Source organism: Aneurinibacillus uraniidurans (assembly GCF_028471905.1).
Classification (GTDB): Bacteria; Bacillota; Bacilli; order Aneurinibacillales; family Aneurinibacillaceae; genus Aneurinibacillus; species Aneurinibacillus uraniidurans.
Genome location: NZ_CP116902.1, coordinates 438,555 through 455,562 on the forward strand (window position 1 = coordinate 438,555; position 17,008 = coordinate 455,562).

Sequence of the window (17,008 nt, forward strand, 5' to 3'; positions counted from 1 at the left end):
GTGATGAAAAAAGAGAACTTGAAAAGTTATTTGCAGAACCATCTGCTGATTGGTGACGGTGCGATGGCAACCTGGCTGTATCGCCTGGGCGTACCGATCGGTGTGTGTTATGAAGAGCTAACGTTGTCTAATCCTGAATTGATCGGAAGTGTGCACCGTTCGTATTATGATGCGGGTGCGCGTTTTATTCAGACAAACACGTACGGGGCGCATCGGGATTCACTCGCTCGCCATGGCTTAGAGCACAAGGTAACTCGCATTAACCGCAAAGCAGCCCAGCTAGCGCGTGAGTCTGTGGGGGAAGATGCCTACATCGCAGGCGGCATCGGTTCCATCAATGCAGGTCGCGTGCGTGATACGAACATTCAGCCATATGCGGAGCAATTTGAGGAGCAGGCGGAAGCTCTTTTACTTGGCGGGGTTGATGCGATTTTGTTAGAGACGTTCCTTGATTTGGATGAGTTGCTGCTGGCATTGAATGTAATTCGTCCGATGACGGACCTACCGATTATTGCGCAGCTTGCTACCATTGAAGTAGGTCGCACGCGTGACGGATTTACACTTAGTCAGGCGTTTGCCGAAATGAAAAAGGCGGAAGCTGACGTTGTCGGTCTGAACTGCCGTCTTGGTCCGGCAGAAGCGCTGCGCTCGATTGAACAAACGATTATCCCGGACGATACGCCATTTTCTGTATTTCCAAATGCGGGTCGTCTGGCGATCTCGGATGGGGAATATTCGTATGCGTCTGTGCCGCAGTATTTCGGAGATAGTGCCCTGCGTTTCCGCACACAGGGCGCACGCTTGATTGGTGGCTGTTGTGGAACGACACCGGAGCACATCCGTATGATGGCGCAGGTGTTAGCGGAGCGTGAGCCGTTACCGCGTGTGAACCCGGAGTGTGAGGCAGCAGAGGTGTTGATGCCGATTGAGGTTGGATCACCGCCTGTACGTCCACCGAGCATTGTCGATACGGTGAAGGAACGGCATACAGTCATTGTTGAATTAGATCCACCGCGTGATCTGGATACGGAGCGCTTCCTGGCGGGAACGGCTGCCCTGCAAGATGCAGGCGCAGATGCGGTCACACTGGCAGACAATTCGCTGGCGACGACCCGCATGAGCAATCTGGCGCTTGGAGCCATGATGAAATCGAAGCTTGGCGCGGAACCACTGCTGCATATCGCTTGCCGTGACCGTAATCTGATCGGTCAGCAGTCGCACTTAATGGGGATGCATGCGCTTGGCATTCATCAGGCGCTCGTTATTACGGGCGACCCGGCACGATTCGGTGATTTGCCCGGGGCAAGTTCCGTGTTTGATGTTTCCTCGTTTGATTTGATTCGGATGATTAAGCAGTTGAATGAAGGGTTTACGTTCTCCGGTAAGCCCTTGAAGCAGCGGGCAAACTTCGTTGTGGGGGCGGCATTCAATCCGCATGTGCGCCAGTTCGATGCTGCACTGCGTCGCCTGGAGAAGAAAATCGAAGCAGGCGCGGATTATATTATGACGCAGCCGGTGTATGACGTGGAGATGATTGAGCGGATTCATGAGGGGACGAAGCATCTTGATGTGCCGATTTTTATCGGCATCATGCCGCTCACAGGATCACGTAACGCCGAGTTCCTTCATAACGAGGTACCGGGTATTCGGTTGTCTGACGAGGCACGGGAGCGGATGAGGAAGTTTGAATCTGGCCCGGAGGCACGCGCAGAAGGTGTGGCGATTGCGCGGGAGCTGACGGATGTAGCGATGGAATATTTTAATGGCATTTATTTGATTACACCGTTCTTCTATTATGAGATGACAGCGGAGTTGACACGGTATATTCGTCAGAAGTCATCCGTTGTATTATAAAAAGCTAGGTGGTTAAGACTGTCTCAAAAGCTATTACATGGCTATTGAGGCAGTTTTTTCTTTACTAATATTTCTTATCGTGTAAAATATCATCAGACGACCTTATTATGGAAATGCAATATTTAGAAAATAGAAAAAGAGGGTATTGCATAAAGGAATAGTAGAAAGAGGAGAGACAGGGGAAAATGAAAAAAATAGGCACGAAGATTATGCTGGCAATTTTATTATGTTCTGTGCTTACCTCCTTATCAGTCGGCATCATTAGTTTGATTCGTGGAAGCCAGGCTGTGAAGGGTGAAGCGGAGGACAAGCTGTTGTATATGTCCCAAAGCATTGCTAATGAATTCAATGTGAGCATTCAAAGTATCCAAGGTGCAGTTAGCGGGATCGCGACAACGTCTGTTGCAACTTTCGACATGCAAAAGGCGAAAGCAGACCCTGCTTACTTTACAACATATGGTGATGTTCTAGACCCGATCGTAAAAAGGTTTGCCGAAAGTGCAGATGGAATTATGGGCGCCTATGTGTTTATAAACCCAGAGTTGACGAAAAGTCTACAGTATTCGTGGTATCTAAAAGATGAAAAGAAGAACACCTTTGTTAAGAAACAGGGGTTTGCACCAGGTAGTTTTACGGCCGAAAACCCAAAACTTTCTTGGTATTTTAATGCCGTGAAGGCGAAAAAAGGAGTATGGAGCGAGCCATACGAAGATTTAGGTGTAACGATGATTTCATACACGCAGCCGATTTATCAAGACGGTGTATTAATTGGTGTAGCGGGTATGGATGTTAATTTCGATGTAATTAAGCAAGCGATTCAGAAAGTTAAGGTATACAAGACAGGATATGCGATGTTGTTTAATGAAAAGTTTAACTATCTTGTCCACCCTACGTTCAAAATGGGAGAAAACCTTGCCAATATTCAAAATGGTAGTTTTACATTTATGATTGACGAGATGAAGAAAAAGCCGTCCGGGTTAATTTATTACAAGTTTAATAATGAGGACAAAATAAGTAGTTTTGCTCATATTTCAAACGGATGGATTGTCTCGATTGCTCCTCCGGAAAGTGAGCTGTATGAAGATATCACGCAGTTGCAGTCTATTTTAATTTGGGTCATTGTCGGAGGGATTGCCATTGCGGTAGTATTTAGTCTTTTTGTCTCTCGTTCGATTTCGAAGCCGATTATTAATTTGACACGTACAGTAGAAGTAGCAGCTACCGGGGATTTGAGTGTACAAACGGATGTTCAGACAAAAGACGAGATAGGACGTTTGGGACAATCGTTTAACACGATGATTGAAAGTCTGCGAACAGTCATTACCCGGGTACGGAGCGTTTCGGATAGTGTGAACGTATCAGCGGGCACAATCTCTGCTGCAGCAGAAGAAATTAGTGCGGCAAGCGAAGAGATCTCGGGAAGTATGCAGAGCCTGTCTGAAGATACGAGTCGACAATCTGAGCTAGTAGGTAGTGTGCTGCATGAAACGAGCACGTTGGGTGAAAAGATTAAAGGCATCGAAACCGAGTCCGAGTCTATGGTTACGCATGCGTATACGATGAAAGATAAAAACGAGAGTGGTCTTGTAGCGATGGAGCAGCTGCGCCGTGTATTTGAGAGAAATACGGAAGCAAGTACTCAAGTTGGCCATGGTATTAAAGACCTTGCTGCGATGTCTGTTTCCATTAGTACGATTATCGAAACGATCAACTCGATTTCTCAGCAAACAAATTTGTTAGCCTTGAATGCTGCCATTGAAGCGGCACGTGCGGGAGAGGCGGGCAAAGGATTTGCGGTGGTTGCTGATGAAGTGCGCAAACTAGCAGAACAATCATCTACAGCTACACAAGAAGTGCAGCAGATTATTGACCGGATTACAAGTGTAATTGAAACGCTTGATTCTACGATGAATCATGCAACAGAGTTAGTGGATGATGTGAATGTGTCATTAGATCATACGAACAGTACATTTGCCGAAATTAATACGTCTATTGATACGGTAACACAAGAAATTGTGCGCCTAGAGCAGGAAGTTCGTGAAATGGAAACGCTGAAAAATAGTATGGTTCAATCAGTCGAAGGTATTCATCATGTAACAGAACAAGCAGCTGCGATGACGGAGGCTGTAAGTGCTTCGTCACAAGAACAGACTGCTTCCATCGAAGAGGCGGTAGCGTCTATTGATGAATTGCATACGATGACGAATAAGTTGATGGACACAGTGAACCGTTTCAAAGTGTAGGATATTTTTATATCAAAAAAGTAACAAGGGGCTGACCGAAAAGCTGAAATAGCTGAATGGGTCAGCCCCTTGTAGTTTTGTATTTGCTAGTTCCAGTCTGTATGCACTAGCTCTTTCAGATAGGCGCAAATGGTCAGCAGTCCCTTATCAAAATTCTCAAGATGGAAATGCTCGTTCGGCGCATGGAAGTTCTCACCTGGTAAACCGAAACCCATCAGAACGATTGGAATAGCAAGCAAACGGCCGAATCCTTCCACAATGGGAATCGAACCGCCCATTCGGGTCAGGGCAGGCTTGACTTCGTATGCTTTCTCATATGCGGTCATCGCCGCCTGAATAACTGGATGATCGTACGGCATCTGGAATGGACGACCTTTGTCCGTTCGATTTACCGTGACACGGACGCCTGGTGGTGTATGGGCATGAATATGCGCTTCTACTGCATTAAGAATGTCATCTGGTTCCTGGTTTGCGACCAGTCGGCAGGAAAGCTTGGCATGGGCTTCAGCGGGCAGGACGGTTTTAGTGCCTTCGCCCTGGAAGCCTCCGTATAATCCATTCACTTCAAGTGTCGGGCGTGCCCATGTGCGTTCCAGGAAACTGTAGCCTGCTTCCCCATACAGTTCGGATACGTTTAGCTCCTGCTTAACAGCCCCTTCATCATAATTGAGTTCCCGATACGCTTGCCGCTCCTCGGCAGTTAGCGGTACGACCTGATCATAAAACCCCTTGACCGCTACCCGTCCGTCCGCATCATGCAGAGAAGCGAGAATAGAGGAGAGAGCATGGAGCGGATTGGCGACCCCTCCACCGTAAATGCCAGAATGCAGATCGCCGTTCGCACCGTACACATCAACTTGCATTGCACATAACCCACGCAGACCGTAGCAAATCGCAGGCTTACCTCGTTCTAGCATCGGGGTGTCCGAGATGACCAGCACATCGGCGGCAAGCAGGTCTTTATTTTCCGCTACAAATGGCTCGAGTGTTGGACTGCCGACTTCTTCTTCGCCTTCGATGCAGAACTTGATGTTGACCGGAAGTTTTCCTTCTGTCTGAAGGAGTGCTTCTACCGCTTTAATATGCATAAACACCTGCCCTTTATCATCGGATGCGCCTCGCGCGTAAATTTTTTCATCCCGAATATCCGGTTCAAAAGGTGGTGTTTGCCATAGATGCAGGGGATCGACTGGCTGTACGTCGTAGTGCCCGTATACAAGTACGGTTTTATCGCTGTCTGCGTGCAGCCAGTCGGCATATACAATCGGATTGCCCGCTGTGGGCATTAGTTTCACATTTTCCAATCCTGCTTTTTTCATAGAGTCAACAAGCCACTTTGCTGCTCGATTCATGTCTTCCTTATGCTCGGAGAGTGCACTCACACTTGGGATGCGTAGAAAAGCCTTCATTTCTTCGAGGTGTTCAGATCGGCGTTCATTTAGAAATGCTTCATATTTCTCTTTCATGTTATCTAGTCTCCTTTATTCATGAAATAAGGTTTAGCATCACAATATAAATTTTTTATGGGATTTTTTGATGATTTCTCATCAATCTCTAATGTCTATCTTATTTCAAGTGATTATTATAAGAAATAAAACTTATTGTTAGCTTAAAAGGCATGATTTTTCAATAAATCTTAAAGAGAGAAAAACTCCATAATTTTCAAGGAGTGAGGGGGAAATATGAAAAAAATAGGACTAGTATTGTCTGTTCTACTTATCGTATATATGCTTTCTGCTTGTAGTACATTCGATAAGGGGGAAGTTGAAACCCAGGAAAAACATAAGCATGAGTCTACTTCCCATAACAATCCGTTTATTCCAGCCCATACGTATGAGAAGGGGGATATAGATACATCTGTTCCTGGGGTACCTGTTCTTATGTATCATCACATACTAAAGGTAAGTGAGAATAAAAAATTTCGTAAGAATCCAGCTGTAATTACACCGGAAGCTTTTGCTGTCCAAATGAAAATTCTACATGATAATGGGTACAAGACGGTTGGGCTTGATACACTTGAACAATATGTAGATAAAAAAATTAAGCTGCCCCCAAAAACAGTGGTAATTACCTTTGATGACGGTTATTTATCAAATTTTATGTACGCTTATCCGGTCCTGAAACGTTATCAGTTTAAAGCAACTATGTTCGTAATTACAGGGCCCATGCAGCAAAACCCGGAAAAGTTTAATCCAGATATGTTAAACCGCGTAAGCTGGTCTGAATTACCTAAGTACAGTGACGTGTTTATGTATGAGCCCCATGCGCATCATTTCCATCGTGTACTCGGTAGGGAAAGTTTTATGTTGGCACAGCCAGTTGCAGCAGTTAAAAATGATATCCATACTGTTCAAGAATTATTACAGGCGCATCACTTTGATACTCGTTACTTTGCGTATCCATATGGTCAGTATAACCAAAATACGATTAAAATTTTAAAAGAAGAAGGCTTCCATATGGCCTTTACAACTAGAAAAGGAAGGGTATATCCAGGCAGTCCAAAATTTGAGCTGAATCGTATCGGTGTCTTTCCGTATACAAACATTAAAGAATTTAAAAAGATCATTGGTTTAGATGGTTTGCAAAATAGCCATTCTAAGGATGAAAATCATGTTACTCTATAGTCATAAAGCGATCTATATTTTCTTTACATTCAGTGAAATCATGGAATTTACGGGCAACAAAAATCGCCATATAATAGAAAAAAGGACAAATCTGTTGGTATATTCACTGTGAGGTGAGCATCATGATTGTGAACAAAGTCATTATCGTGGAAGGCAAGACCGACAAGAAACGTCTGGAAAAAATTATTGCAGAACCAGTCGAGATTATCTGCACCAACGGCACATTAAGCAGTGATAAGCTTGAGAAGCTATACAGCGAGGCTGGGGATGGGGACGTGTATATTTTCGTAGATGAGGATGCATCCGGTCGCAAGCTGCGAGCTCAGCTCCGGCAGGAATTTCCTTCCGCACAACATTTGTATACGCGCAAAAGCTATGCGGAAATTGCACGTACGCCATATGATTACCTGGCCAAAATCTTACGCGACGCCTATATTGAGGTAGATGAGGCGGTGATTATGTAGGCGCGTATACGTAAAGGAGAAGAGTAGTAGTCGATGCTAGAACAAATTCAACAGCGTATGAGTGAGCGGGCTTTTAACCTGTTTGGATTCGCTCCATTAATGCGGGCGGCCATTATGATCCCCTTGGTTGAAAAAGATGGAAAATGGCACATCCTATTTGAAGTGCGGGCTAGTACGCTTACGCGTCAGCCCGGAGAGATTTGTTTTCCGGGAGGCAAGATTGATCCGTCTGATAAAAATGAACAAGAAGCGGCGATCCGGGAGACATGCGAAGAGCTTGGCATTCAGCCAGATGATGTGGAAGTGATCGCCGATCTTGGGGTGCTGATTCCCCCTTATTCTTCTTCTATCTATTCTTTTGTTGGGCGTATCCGGGATGAGAAACGTTTGTCACCGAACAAAGCGGAAGTTGATGAAGTGTTTTATGTACCGCTTTCGTTTTTCCTGGAGAATGAGCCGCAGGTCCATTACATTCAGTTGGCTGTGAAACCGGATGAGGATTTTCCATTTGATCTCATTCCACTTGGGAAAGAGTATAAGTGGCGGACCACTCGTTTGCCTGAATTTTTTTATCAATATGATGGAAAAATTATCTGGGGATTGACGGCGCGGATTGTGCAGGAATTTATCTCGGTTATTAAGTGAAATTGTGAAAGTACTGTGTCCAATGTGCTGGATCCCCTCCTGAAGTAAAGGCTGAAAAAGCCTTTGCTTTTTTGGTTTTATCGCACTTTTTTATCGAATTAGAGGGGTGGATAGAGCGCTTTCATCGTGGGGCCCGAAAACTATACAAAGCAAATGAAAATTGATAACATCTATATAGTGCAAACTAGATAGATGGCAGTTCACCTCAGCATTTTTAACAAATCCATCCTGGGTTAATTTGGAAGTGTGATGGTGGGAGAGAAATGATATTGGCACGAAATTGCCTTTCTTTCCGACGCATTATACTGGTATGATGAGGATGCTACGTCATGTATGTAACTATGACGTGGAGGTACAGCTATTATTTTTAAGCATAACGGGGGACTTTTGTATGGGTTATCGTTTACCTTTTGTAACAAGTGTCGCGATCTTCCTGCTGCTTATTGCTGGAGCGCTCGTCGTTGGACTTGATGCTGGATTGGCTTGTTCGGACTGGCCGCTCTGCAACGGGCATATCATTCCACCAATGGAAGGCAAGATTATTATTGAGTACACGCATCGGATGCTGTCGACAACGATCGGATTTATGGTTTTGGCCAATGTGTACATGGGATGGCGCCATCGGAAAGAGAGTCCGCGGGCCGCTAAACTGACGTTTGTTTCGCTTATTCTGTTGGGCGTGGTCGCCGTATTAGGCGGTATAAACGTGCTGCACAAACTTCCACGTGGTTTTACGGCGATGGATACGAGTGCCGCGATGTTATTGTTTGCTACGTACGTTACGATTACGGGGATTAACCTGACGCAGTATCGGAAAAAGCAAGGACAATTTGAGGAGAATCGTAATGTAATTGCCCTTCGCAAACGTGCCATGTGGGCAGCCGGTGCGATTTATTTGCAAATTGTGCTGGGCGCGTTTATCAAGCATAGTCATGCTGGGAAAGTATGGGTGACGGGCGACCCTCAGTGGTTGAGTGAGCTTATCACCACTCCAAGGGTTGCTGAAGTTTTGATGTACCTACACTTTATTGTGAGTGTAGTGGTTGCTGGTGCGATTATTAGCTTATTCTTCCATTGTATACAGAAGAAAGTGTTGAAGTTCGAGGCAGCGATGATGGCAGGCATACTTGTATTAGAGATCGTTGCTGGTTTTGCCGATGTTAGTACAAATCTGGCGCTCTGGGCTAGTATTATGCATACATCATTGTCTTCATTACTGTTTGCGTTTAGTGTATTTATTACTGTAGAGACACGCTCTGGCGGCGAACTGCTACGTTCAGAGTCTCTCGTGTCACAGCGTCGCCATTCCACGGGAAATATCGGCTAACGAGTAATTTATTGTAAGGAGGGGGATTATGGGAACTCCTATCTCAGAAATTGAAGCAGCAGAATATGAGAATACGACGGGGGCTGTACGGGGAGAACCAATGACTTTAAAAGAAACAATTCGTGAATATATCGGGGTGACAAAAGTCGGGATTACGGTCTCGAACTTAATGACACTGTTTACTGGCTTATGGCTGGCAGCGGATGGACCGCTACCGCTCTCGATCACGATTCTAGCCGCACTTGGCTCATCTTTTATCATTATGTCGGGGACGTCATTAAATAACTATCTTGACCGTGATCTGGATCGCCATATGGAGCGTACGAAAAGTCGTGCACTCGTAGAAGGACGCTTGAAACCACAAAATGTTATGCGTCTTGGATTGATTCTTGGTGTGCTCGGTTCTTTGATGCTTCTCGCCGTTAATACGCTTTGTGCAGTGCTTGGGCTTGTTGCACTGTTCTTCTATGTTGTTGTATATACGATGTGGACGAAGCGTACGACGACATTGAACACACTTGTCGGTGCAGTATCCGGCGCTATGCCGCCAGTCATGGGCTATACAGCAATTAGTGGAACACTTGATTTGACTGCCTGGATTTTATTTTTCTTCATGTTTATCTGGCAGTGTCCGCATTTCCTGGCGCTTGCTATGCGTCGGGCGAATGATTATCGCAGTGCTGGATTCCAGATGATGCCGGCTGTATACGGATTCCGTGTTACAAAAAATCATATTCTCAGTTATACGATTGCACTGGTTCCGATTTCTCTCATGCTATATGCAGTAGGAGAGGTTGGCAAAGTATATCTGGTAGCGATGAGTGTACTTGGTCTGGGCTATCTTGCATTAAACTTCTCGGGTCTGTTTGCAAAGGATGATATTAAGTTCGGTCGTCGTTCATTTACGTACTCGATTATTTATTTAATGATGTTCTGCTTGTTTATCTTCATTGACCGCTTATAAGAATAAGGGAGAGACGTCGTATGCTTTCGTCCGGGAAGCGGGAGTGGCTGACGCGGTTTACTGTCGTGTTGTTACTTGCTGTTTGTAGTCTGATCGGCTGGAAGTTATGGGGAGGAAGTGACAAGCTGCCTGTCGCAGGCCACGCCCCGAATTTTACACTGACAGATATGTATGGCCGTACGGTACCGCTACGTGAATCGGACGGCAAGGTACGTATTGTATCGTTTCACTATACGCGCTGCCCGGACATCTGCCAGGCAACGAACTTTAAGTTGCTACGTCTAGCTGAGAAGTTGCGTGAAGAGAAATCGCTTGGAGATCGTGTGCTATTAATGACTATATCATTTGATGCAAAGTATGATACGGAAGCTGTACTCAGGCAGTATACGGAACGGACCGGTATGAAGCAGGACGGCTGGTTGTTCCTACGCGGGAGTCAGGAACAAACCAAACAGGTACTCAAAGGATTTAAGGTACTGGCACAGGAACAAGATGGCGGATTGTTCATGCATTCGAATCAACTGTTCCTACTTGATGGCAGCGAGAACATTCGGGCCGTGTATCGAATGGGGAACGAGCTGGATACGGATGGGATGCTCGCAGATATTCATACGCTCGTAAAGAGTGAATAGGTAAAGGCTGCTCGAAGAAGAGCGGCCTTTTTTTCTATTTGTAACGATTTGAGGTTGCATCATTCTTGTAGGATTTGATAAGGTTAAAGGTTAGAAAGTAAAGGGGGATAACGATGAACTGGATTGAATACCAGCTCCGGTTTCCGTTCCAGACGGATGAGGAGTCAGTGATGTACAGTCTTGGAGAGATGGGGTTTGAGAATAGCTGGATTGACAGCCCGGTTGAAATTATTCAAATTCCAGATGGATATGATTATGCGGTTAAGGAAATCGATCATACAGTGATTACATATGAGTCGGTATCATGTGCGAAAGAAGAGTTGGCTAGTTATGCTGAGAAGTCGTTGGCACGTATTCGAGAAGAGTTTGTGTCATTTGGTTTGATTGAGGTCACATGGAAAGAGCCAGAATTGCAGCATGTGGATGATTGGAAGGAACACTTTGTAATTGAAGAAGTATCAGAGGAACTTGTATTGGTGCCGATCTGGTTACAGGAAGAGGCAGAGGAATATTCGCAGCATTATAAGCTGCTGATCGAGCCAGGTGGTGCATTTGGTACGGGCAAGCATGGCACAACGAAAAGCTGTCTCCGTGTGATTGAAGAGTTAGACGTGTCAAGTAAGGCGGTAGTAGATATCGGAGCTGGCTCGGGGATTCTTGGTGTATACTGCATCATGCGTGGAGCGGGGCACGTGCTGGCCATTGATATTAACCCATCCTCTCCATCAGAAATTCAGTATCTTGCGGAGTTGAATGGAGTATCTTCTCCTGAAGTATTCGTCGGAGATGGAAACTGTCTGGAAGGGGAGGGCATGTATGATATTCTGCTCATTAACATTGGGGGAGAAGAGGCGATTCGACAGGTTGCTACGTGTCGCCGTCTGCTGAAAGCGGGTGGAGTAGCTGTCGTTTCGGGTATCGTAAAATGGGCAGAAGCGGATGTTATACAGGAATACGAAGCTCATGGTTTTGTTTTGCGTGAGCGCAGGGTGGATGAGGAGTGGCTGACGCTTCGTTTTGACGCATAGAAATAAAATCCATGCAAAACATGAAAAAGCGAGCGAATAAGGGGCTCGCTTTTTCATGTTGTTCAAGAAGAAGGTGGAAAATCCTTTATAGAAATGATCTCCTCTTGTGTAGCAAAGCGGCAGCTTGGACTAAGTGGAGAACGACGTAGTCGAACTTCAAGTTGGTGAAGGATACTAGTTATGGTAGGAAATTGTTCGTTATCAATCGTAAACTGAACCCCATATTCTTGAATTCCAGTTTCACTGCTTTTTTTCCAGACAATATAACCAGGAAATTTAACTTGCTGGTTCAGAATGGTGGTCTCGAACTCAAGAATGACCTGGGGTGTAACTGGAAGTCGAACGTTAGAGGTGAAGCGAAGTCCGCCAGCACTAATATCCTCGATTAATACATTTGCGTTTCCTGTTTCCACTGCATTTTCTTTTATACGAATAATTGTTAAATCCGAGATAAGAGGATTTTTAAGTGTAAGACGGAAAAACTGTCGTTTTTCCTGATCTTTCATAACTCTCACTTCCTTGTTGTCGATGTTCTGCTTGACCATTATGATAAAGCTATGCTATGATTTTTTTGCAAATGGTTACTACATCTTACGTAGTACATTACTATATTACCATCATTATTGAAATTTTTGTGAATTTTTTATGCGAGTGTGGCGGAATTGGCAGACGCGCTAGATTCAGGTTCTAGTGGGGGCAACCCCGTGGAGGTTCAAGTCCTCTCATTCGCACCATACATTGCATATTACAGTCAAGTCGCCATTGTGCGGCTTTTTTTCGTATACACCACAAAACCTGGAAGAAAGGAGGAGTACGATGGAAGTATTTGGAGAATTTGCTGATTTGATGGAACTGGCAGATTTAATTGCGGAACGGCTAGAGAATCCGATTACAATTGAGGATATGAATCATCATGTAGTGGCTTATAGCATGCATGGTGATGCAACGGACCCGGTTCGCATTCAGACGATCATGAAACGTAGAGTTCCAGAAAGTGTACTGATCCGCTTCTGGAAAGAAGGGGTAATTCAAGCACTTATGCACAGCGATGAGCCAGTGCGAATTCCAGCAGCCCGTGATGTCGGTCTTGATAGCCGTGTTGCGGTCTCCATCCGGCGCGGAACAGAAGTATTCGGCTATATCTGGGTACAGGAAGCGAATCGTACCCTAGAGGATGGAGATTTGCTTGTGTTAAAGCAAGCAGCCCGTTTGGCATTGCCAAGGCTTCTGTATCGGAAGAGCCGATACGAAAAAAACGAAGAAAAACGGAAGCAGCTGCTCTGGCGCTTACTATCCCGCAGTGGGGAAGCGGACAATCGAACCATTGAGAAGGCAGCTCGTGAACTGGGAGTTTCGCTTTCGGGCGTATTGGAGGTACTTGTGTTCGAGGCTAGGTGCCCGGAGGCTGTCTGGGATTCCATGCAAAAAGAATTGGCGTACTTGCTTGAGCACCTTGGAGATTTTTTTGTATTCCGCGAGCTACCGCTCTGGACGTTTGATGATCGGCACCTTATTGTACTTGCAAGCATGCATGCAGATGAAGAAAAGCAAATGCACGAAGCAAGCCGTGTGTTTGTGAATGAGCTGCGGACGCGTCTGAACCGGAGATTCGGTGAGGAATACCTGGAAGTAGGGCATGGAAACCCAGTCGTACAATTCGGAGAAGTATGGCGCAGCTATCAGCAAGCGTTAGAAGTACTGCACCTTAAAAAATGTTTTCCAATGGAACTTGCTGGGGCAGCGGGCTATGGTGAACTGGGAATATATCGTTTGCTGCCACAAATAAAACGCTGGAATGAGGAACAGGGCTACCAGAATGATAAATTGGCACGGCTTGTAGCATATGATCAGCATAATCAGAGTAACTTAGTGGAAACGTTAGATGTATTTTTATGTGCAGCTGGTAAGGTAAATACAGCTGCACAGCAGCTTCATATTCATCCAAATACACTGACTTACCGATTGAGACGTATTTGTGAGGTCGGGGGCATTGACTTGCAAAATGCAAACGACAGGGCGACCTTATTTCTTGATTTGCAAGTTCGGAAGTACTGAATAGTAGAAGGCTATCTCAAGCGTCATATTCTGGCAAAGGGGATAGCCTTTTTTTGTATAAAGTAAGAGGGTTTGTGGAAATCTACAAATAAAGAGAAGCAATTTTTAGTTTTCTGATAAAGAAAAAGAACAGAAAAATCAATACAATGAATGTACATAAAGGATAGACATTTAATTCAGTCAACTATAGAGGGGGCTAAAAGATGATTATTGGAGTTCCAAAAGAAATCAAAAATAATGAAAACCGTGTAGCTATGACGCCGGCAGGTGTAGCCGCATTTGTACATGCGGGACATCAGGTCGTAATTGAGACGCAGGCAGGTGTCGGAAGCGGATTTACAGATGAACAGTACGTACAAGAAGGTGCTACAATTGTAGCGGCAGCAAAAGAAGCGTGGGCAGCTGACATGGTTATGAAAGTAAAGGAACCGATTGCAGAAGAATATACGCATTTCCGTGAAGGATTAGTATTATTCACCTACCTTCATCTAGCCCCTGAACCAGATCTGACCAAAGCACTAGTGGACAAGAAAGTAACCGCTATCGCATATGAAACCATCCAGCTTGACAATGGTGCGCTGCCGCTTTTGACACCGATGAGTGAGGTAGCAGGCCGAATGTCTGTTCAGATTGGTGCGCAATTCCTTGAGAAATCGAAAGGCGGAAAAGGTGTCCTGCTCGCTGGTGTACCAGGTGTGGAAGCTGGGCGCGTAACGGTTGTAGGCGGTGGGATCGTTGGTACAAATGCGGCCAAAATTGCACTTGGCATGGGTGCGAAAGTAACATTGCTTGACATCAATCCAGATCGCCTGCGTGAACTGGACGAACTCTTCCAAGGGCATGTTCAAACATTGATGTCGAATCGTTACAATATTGCTAAAGCGGTGAAAGAAGCAGACCTTCTAATCGGAGCTGTTCTTGTACCAGGGGCGCGTGCACCACGCCTTGTGAGTGAAGAGATGGTGAAAGAGATGGAGCCAGGATCTGTTATCGTTGATGTAGCGATCGATCAAGGTGGTTCGATTGAAACAATTGACCGCGTGACAACGCACAGTGATCCGACTTATGTAAAACACGGTGTCGTTCATTATGCAGTGGCGAACATGCCAGGAGCAGTAGCTCGTACATCAACACTGGCGCTTACAAATGTCACAATCCCATACGGTGTTCAGATTGCGACGAAAGGCTACAAAAAAGCCGCCCAGGAAAACCGGGCACTTGCTCGCGGCATTAATGTAGTGGATGGCAAAGTGACGTATAAAGCAGTTGCTGATGCGCTTGGCTACCCACATGTAGAGGTAGATACGATTTTAAATGGTGAAGTAAACGTATAGTATCATATAAAAAAGCAGACATACAAAGAAGCGTCGGGATAATCTGACGCTTTTTTCTTTTAAGGTGTGGAATAATATGTTATGTTTTTTTATAATATGATAATGGTATTTATTAGGATTTAGCTACGAAAGTCACTAGATATATAAGTTTAAAGTCCTTTGCTGAATATAAATAGTTAGTATAAAGTATATGTGATGGAATAAAAGTTTCTAATACAAATGGGTTGGAATTTGCTAAGCAAACACGAGGAGAATACAGACATATGATGGACTACATAGATAATACAGCTGTGTTTTTATGCTCACTGCTGATCTTGGGTATTTTTTATAAAAATACAAAGCGTAACGATGTTCGTTCCTTTTACTGCTGCTTTTTTGCATTCACGACATTTGTTGTGCTCTGTAATTTACGGTTTGATTTATCTATGAATGGATATTTCTGGTGTTTTTATACTGCTCAGAGTCTGTATGTTCTGCCACTCCTCCTAAAAATACAGCAGCAAAAACATCGTGTGAAAAAAGTTCGTGTGCGTGTGCCGGCCCGTAAGCATAAAGTAGAAATGGAACGGCAGTCTATTGCACAATAATAGACAAGAAACAAGGCGTCCTGTTTGGGACGCTTTTTGTTTTATCTACAACATTATAAAACAGCGAGTACGAGGGAAGTACAGAGAAGCCAGGGCAGACACAAAACGGAAAGCATGAGCGCAGCGTAGGCAGCCTGTGTTAGGGTGGAAGGATCAAGCGTTTTTTTTCTGAGGATGTTGACAGTGTTGAAGGCAAGTGCAAGCGCAGCAAAACCGGTTCCCCATTTTAATGCGATGATTACATAATAAAATCCAGTGAACGTCAGAAAAAAAGATGTGATAGAGAAAATAAGTGCGCTAAATACAAGACCGAAGCTGAGTAGGGTGCGATTGGAGAGCGTTTTTTCCTGATAATCGATGGTATTTGTCATAACAGGACCTCCTTTTTTGAGGGCATACATATGCTATACAAAATCTAGGGAAACATGGGAGAATAAAAGAATAGAGCAGGAGACAAAGGGGGATGTACAAATGAGCGGGTTAGCTCGGTTCGGACTTATAACGTTGTTCTGTACAGCGCTGCGATTCAGTCTGGGTGAACATACGATCAGCTTTTTATGGTTTTTCGTATTGTACTTTCCATTTATTAATTGGAGCGTATACTGGACGATGCTTGCGATTCGGACAGGAATCAATTGCTTAGCCCGGTATGAGAAAGTTACCCTTCCAAAGCTGCGGGCATTCTATACGTGGTATTTGAATGTGCCGGGAGCATGTGCATTCGCTGAAGTAGTTTATCAAGGCTATTTATACAATCGTTGATTCGTGGCATACAATACACTTTTTTTGGCTTGCTTACATATACTGAGGCAAATACGTGCATAGGTAAGATGATTCATTTTAACAAAACGTTAACGCTGCTTTATTATATGTATTCACATTCGTTCGTTATGATGAAAAAATGTGGAGTTGGCAAACAAAGGGAGTGTACAGTGTGAACAGAACATGTGAGAACTGCTGGTGGGTATGCCCGGATCGGAAAGCGTGTGTATTTCCGGCAGAGTTAAAGAGACTAGGAACAGAAGTAGATGCTGGGTCTGTCTGTTGGGGATGGAGACCCGTAGAGAAAGACGAAAAACATGATTATATGGATAAGTATGGAAGGGAAATTGACCGCATCGGGATTTTTCCTACTGTAAGCCTATTCTCAATGTAGGAAGACTAGTAGGAACATCGCTCAGATTTTTAGGGCTACATTAACTTTTCAACCGGGTTGACTGGTGAATCTTCTATATACAATCCTGTACAACT

Annotated in this window: 17 protein-coding genes and 1 tRNA gene; 15 read left to right on the forward strand and 3 right to left on the reverse strand. The window is 44.7% G+C overall.

Annotation, left to right across the window (positions count from 1 at the left end; translation table 11 throughout):
- Positions 1 to 3 precede the first annotated feature (3 nt).
- Positions 4 to 1,854: a bifunctional homocysteine S-methyltransferase/methylenetetrahydrofolate reductase gene (locus tag PO771_RS02175; RefSeq protein ID WP_272561666.1), complete on the forward strand. Its 1,851-nt coding sequence runs from the start codon at positions 4 to 6 to the stop codon at positions 1,852 to 1,854.
- A 185-nt stretch (positions 1,855 to 2,039) separates the two neighbouring features.
- The gene (locus PO771_RS02180) at positions 2,040 to 4,097 is read left to right on the forward strand and encodes a methyl-accepting chemotaxis protein (protein WP_272561667.1); all 2,058 of its coding nucleotides are present in this window, start codon (positions 2,040 to 2,042) and stop codon (positions 4,095 to 4,097) included.
- An 86-nt stretch (positions 4,098 to 4,183) separates the two neighbouring features.
- On the opposite strand, the gene PO771_RS02185 is transcribed toward PO771_RS02180, so the two are convergent.
- Positions 4,184 to 5,563 (reverse strand): dipeptidase, encoded by a 1,380-nt coding sequence (locus PO771_RS02185; protein WP_272561668.1) that lies wholly within the window; start codon positions 5,561 to 5,563, stop codon positions 4,184 to 4,186.
- A gap of 216 nt (positions 5,564 to 5,779) precedes the next feature.
- Here PO771_RS02185 and PO771_RS02190 point away from each other — a divergent pair, with 216 nt between their 5' ends.
- The 7 genes from PO771_RS02190 (at position 5,780) to PO771_RS02220 (ending at position 11,781) form a co-directional block, all read left to right on the forward strand.
- A complete protein-coding gene (locus PO771_RS02190; RefSeq protein ID WP_272561669.1) occupies positions 5,780 to 6,721 on the forward strand; it encodes a polysaccharide deacetylase family protein in 942 nt (313 codons plus the stop codon).
- Between the two features lie 122 nt (positions 6,722 to 6,843).
- On the forward strand, positions 6,844 to 7,185 hold the full coding sequence (locus PO771_RS02195; protein ID WP_272561670.1) for a toprim domain-containing protein: 342 nt from the start codon (positions 6,844 to 6,846) through the stop codon (positions 7,183 to 7,185).
- Between the two features lie 33 nt (positions 7,186 to 7,218).
- Positions 7,219 to 7,830, forward strand: coding sequence for an NUDIX hydrolase (locus tag PO771_RS02200; protein WP_272561671.1), 612 nt, complete (start codon positions 7,219 to 7,221; stop codon positions 7,828 to 7,830).
- Positions 7,831 to 8,221: 391 nt separating this feature from the next.
- Entirely contained in the window at positions 8,222 to 9,157 is a 936-nt protein-coding gene (locus tag PO771_RS02205) for a COX15/CtaA family protein (RefSeq protein WP_272561672.1), read from the forward strand.
- Positions 9,158 to 9,185: 28 nt separating this feature from the next.
- Entirely contained in the window at positions 9,186 to 10,121 is a 936-nt protein-coding gene (gene cyoE / locus PO771_RS02210) for a heme o synthase (protein WP_272561673.1), read from the forward strand.
- Between the two features lie 20 nt (positions 10,122 to 10,141).
- Complete coding sequence (locus PO771_RS02215) at positions 10,142 to 10,753, forward strand: SCO family protein (protein WP_272561674.1); 612 nt, start codon at positions 10,142 to 10,144, stop codon at positions 10,751 to 10,753.
- Positions 10,754 to 10,866: 113 nt separating this feature from the next.
- Positions 10,867 to 11,781, forward strand: a complete 915-nt coding sequence (locus tag PO771_RS02220) for a 50S ribosomal protein L11 methyltransferase (protein WP_272561675.1) — start codon at positions 10,867 to 10,869, stop codon at positions 11,779 to 11,781.
- A gap of 62 nt (positions 11,782 to 11,843) precedes the next feature.
- Here the strand turns inward: PO771_RS02220 and PO771_RS02225 are convergent, their stop codons facing one another.
- Positions 11,844 to 12,287 carry a PilZ domain-containing protein gene (locus PO771_RS02225; protein ID WP_272561676.1) on the reverse strand — a complete coding sequence of 148 codons (444 nt, stop codon included), beginning with the start codon at positions 12,285 to 12,287 and terminating at the stop codon, positions 11,844 to 11,846.
- A gap of 141 nt (positions 12,288 to 12,428) precedes the next feature.
- On the opposite strand from PO771_RS02225, the gene PO771_RS02230 reads away from it, so the two are divergent.
- The 4 genes from PO771_RS02230 to PO771_RS02245 all read left to right on the forward strand — a co-directional run bounded on the left by PO771_RS02230 (position 12,429) and on the right by PO771_RS02245 (position 15,757).
- Positions 12,429 to 12,515, forward strand: a tRNA-Leu gene (locus PO771_RS02230).
- Between the two features lie 82 nt (positions 12,516 to 12,597).
- Positions 12,598 to 13,836: a PucR family transcriptional regulator gene (locus PO771_RS02235; protein WP_272561677.1), complete on the forward strand. Its 1,239-nt coding sequence runs from the start codon at positions 12,598 to 12,600 to the stop codon at positions 13,834 to 13,836.
- Between the two features lie 203 nt (positions 13,837 to 14,039).
- On the forward strand, positions 14,040 to 15,170 hold the full coding sequence (gene ald, locus PO771_RS02240) for an alanine dehydrogenase (RefSeq protein ID WP_272561678.1): 1,131 nt from the start codon (positions 14,040 to 14,042) through the stop codon (positions 15,168 to 15,170).
- A gap of 263 nt (positions 15,171 to 15,433) precedes the next feature.
- Entirely contained in the window at positions 15,434 to 15,757 is a 324-nt protein-coding gene (locus PO771_RS02245; RefSeq protein WP_272561679.1) for a hypothetical protein, read from the forward strand.
- 53 nt (positions 15,758 to 15,810) lie between these two features.
- Here PO771_RS02245 and PO771_RS02250 read toward each other — a convergent pair whose 3' ends face one another.
- A complete protein-coding gene (locus PO771_RS02250; protein ID WP_272561680.1) occupies positions 15,811 to 16,128 on the reverse strand; it encodes a hypothetical protein in 318 nt (105 codons plus the stop codon).
- A gap of 100 nt (positions 16,129 to 16,228) precedes the next feature.
- Here PO771_RS02250 and PO771_RS02255 point away from each other — a divergent pair, with 100 nt between their 5' ends.
- Positions 16,229 to 16,519: a hypothetical protein gene (locus tag PO771_RS02255; protein ID WP_272561681.1), complete on the forward strand. Its 291-nt coding sequence runs from the start codon at positions 16,229 to 16,231 to the stop codon at positions 16,517 to 16,519.
- A gap of 172 nt (positions 16,520 to 16,691) precedes the next feature.
- The gene (locus PO771_RS02260) at positions 16,692 to 16,913 is read left to right on the forward strand and encodes a hypothetical protein (RefSeq protein ID WP_272561682.1); all 222 of its coding nucleotides are present in this window, start codon (positions 16,692 to 16,694) and stop codon (positions 16,911 to 16,913) included.
- The last annotated feature ends 95 nt before the right edge of the window (positions 16,914 to 17,008 follow it).

What these genes read in the sequence shown, in the direction of transcription:
- PO771_RS02175 (WP_272561666.1), top strand. Translation starts at nt 4, where the DNA reads ATGAAAAAAGAGAACTTGAAAAGTTATTTGCAGAACCATCTGCTGATT.
- PO771_RS02180 (WP_272561667.1), top strand. Translation starts at nt 2,040, where the DNA reads ATGAAAAAAATAGGCACGAAGATTATGCTGGCAATTTTATTATGTTCT.
- PO771_RS02185 (WP_272561668.1), bottom strand. Translation starts at nt 5,563, where the DNA reads ATGAAAGAGAAATATGAAGCATTTCTAAATGAACGCCGATCTGAACAC.
- PO771_RS02190 (WP_272561669.1), top strand. Translation starts at nt 5,780, where the DNA reads ATGAAAAAAATAGGACTAGTATTGTCTGTTCTACTTATCGTATATATG.
- PO771_RS02195 (WP_272561670.1), top strand. Translation starts at nt 6,844, where the DNA reads ATGATTGTGAACAAAGTCATTATCGTGGAAGGCAAGACCGACAAGAAA.
- PO771_RS02200 (WP_272561671.1), top strand. Translation starts at nt 7,219, where the DNA reads ATGCTAGAACAAATTCAACAGCGTATGAGTGAGCGGGCTTTTAACCTG.
- PO771_RS02205 (WP_272561672.1), top strand. Translation starts at nt 8,222, where the DNA reads ATGGGTTATCGTTTACCTTTTGTAACAAGTGTCGCGATCTTCCTGCTG.
- cyoE (WP_272561673.1), top strand. Translation starts at nt 9,186, where the DNA reads ATGGGAACTCCTATCTCAGAAATTGAAGCAGCAGAATATGAGAATACG.
- PO771_RS02215 (WP_272561674.1), top strand. Translation starts at nt 10,142, where the DNA reads ATGCTTTCGTCCGGGAAGCGGGAGTGGCTGACGCGGTTTACTGTCGTG.
- PO771_RS02220 (WP_272561675.1), top strand. Translation starts at nt 10,867, where the DNA reads ATGAACTGGATTGAATACCAGCTCCGGTTTCCGTTCCAGACGGATGAG.
- PO771_RS02225 (WP_272561676.1), bottom strand. Translation starts at nt 12,287, where the DNA reads ATGAAAGATCAGGAAAAACGACAGTTTTTCCGTCTTACACTTAAAAAT.
- PO771_RS02235 (WP_272561677.1), top strand. Translation starts at nt 12,598, where the DNA reads ATGGAAGTATTTGGAGAATTTGCTGATTTGATGGAACTGGCAGATTTA.
- ald (WP_272561678.1), top strand. Translation starts at nt 14,040, where the DNA reads ATGATTATTGGAGTTCCAAAAGAAATCAAAAATAATGAAAACCGTGTA.
- PO771_RS02245 (WP_272561679.1), top strand. Translation starts at nt 15,434, where the DNA reads ATGATGGACTACATAGATAATACAGCTGTGTTTTTATGCTCACTGCTG.
- PO771_RS02250 (WP_272561680.1), bottom strand. Translation starts at nt 16,128, where the DNA reads ATGACAAATACCATCGATTATCAGGAAAAAACGCTCTCCAATCGCACC.
- PO771_RS02255 (WP_272561681.1), top strand. Translation starts at nt 16,229, where the DNA reads ATGAGCGGGTTAGCTCGGTTCGGACTTATAACGTTGTTCTGTACAGCG.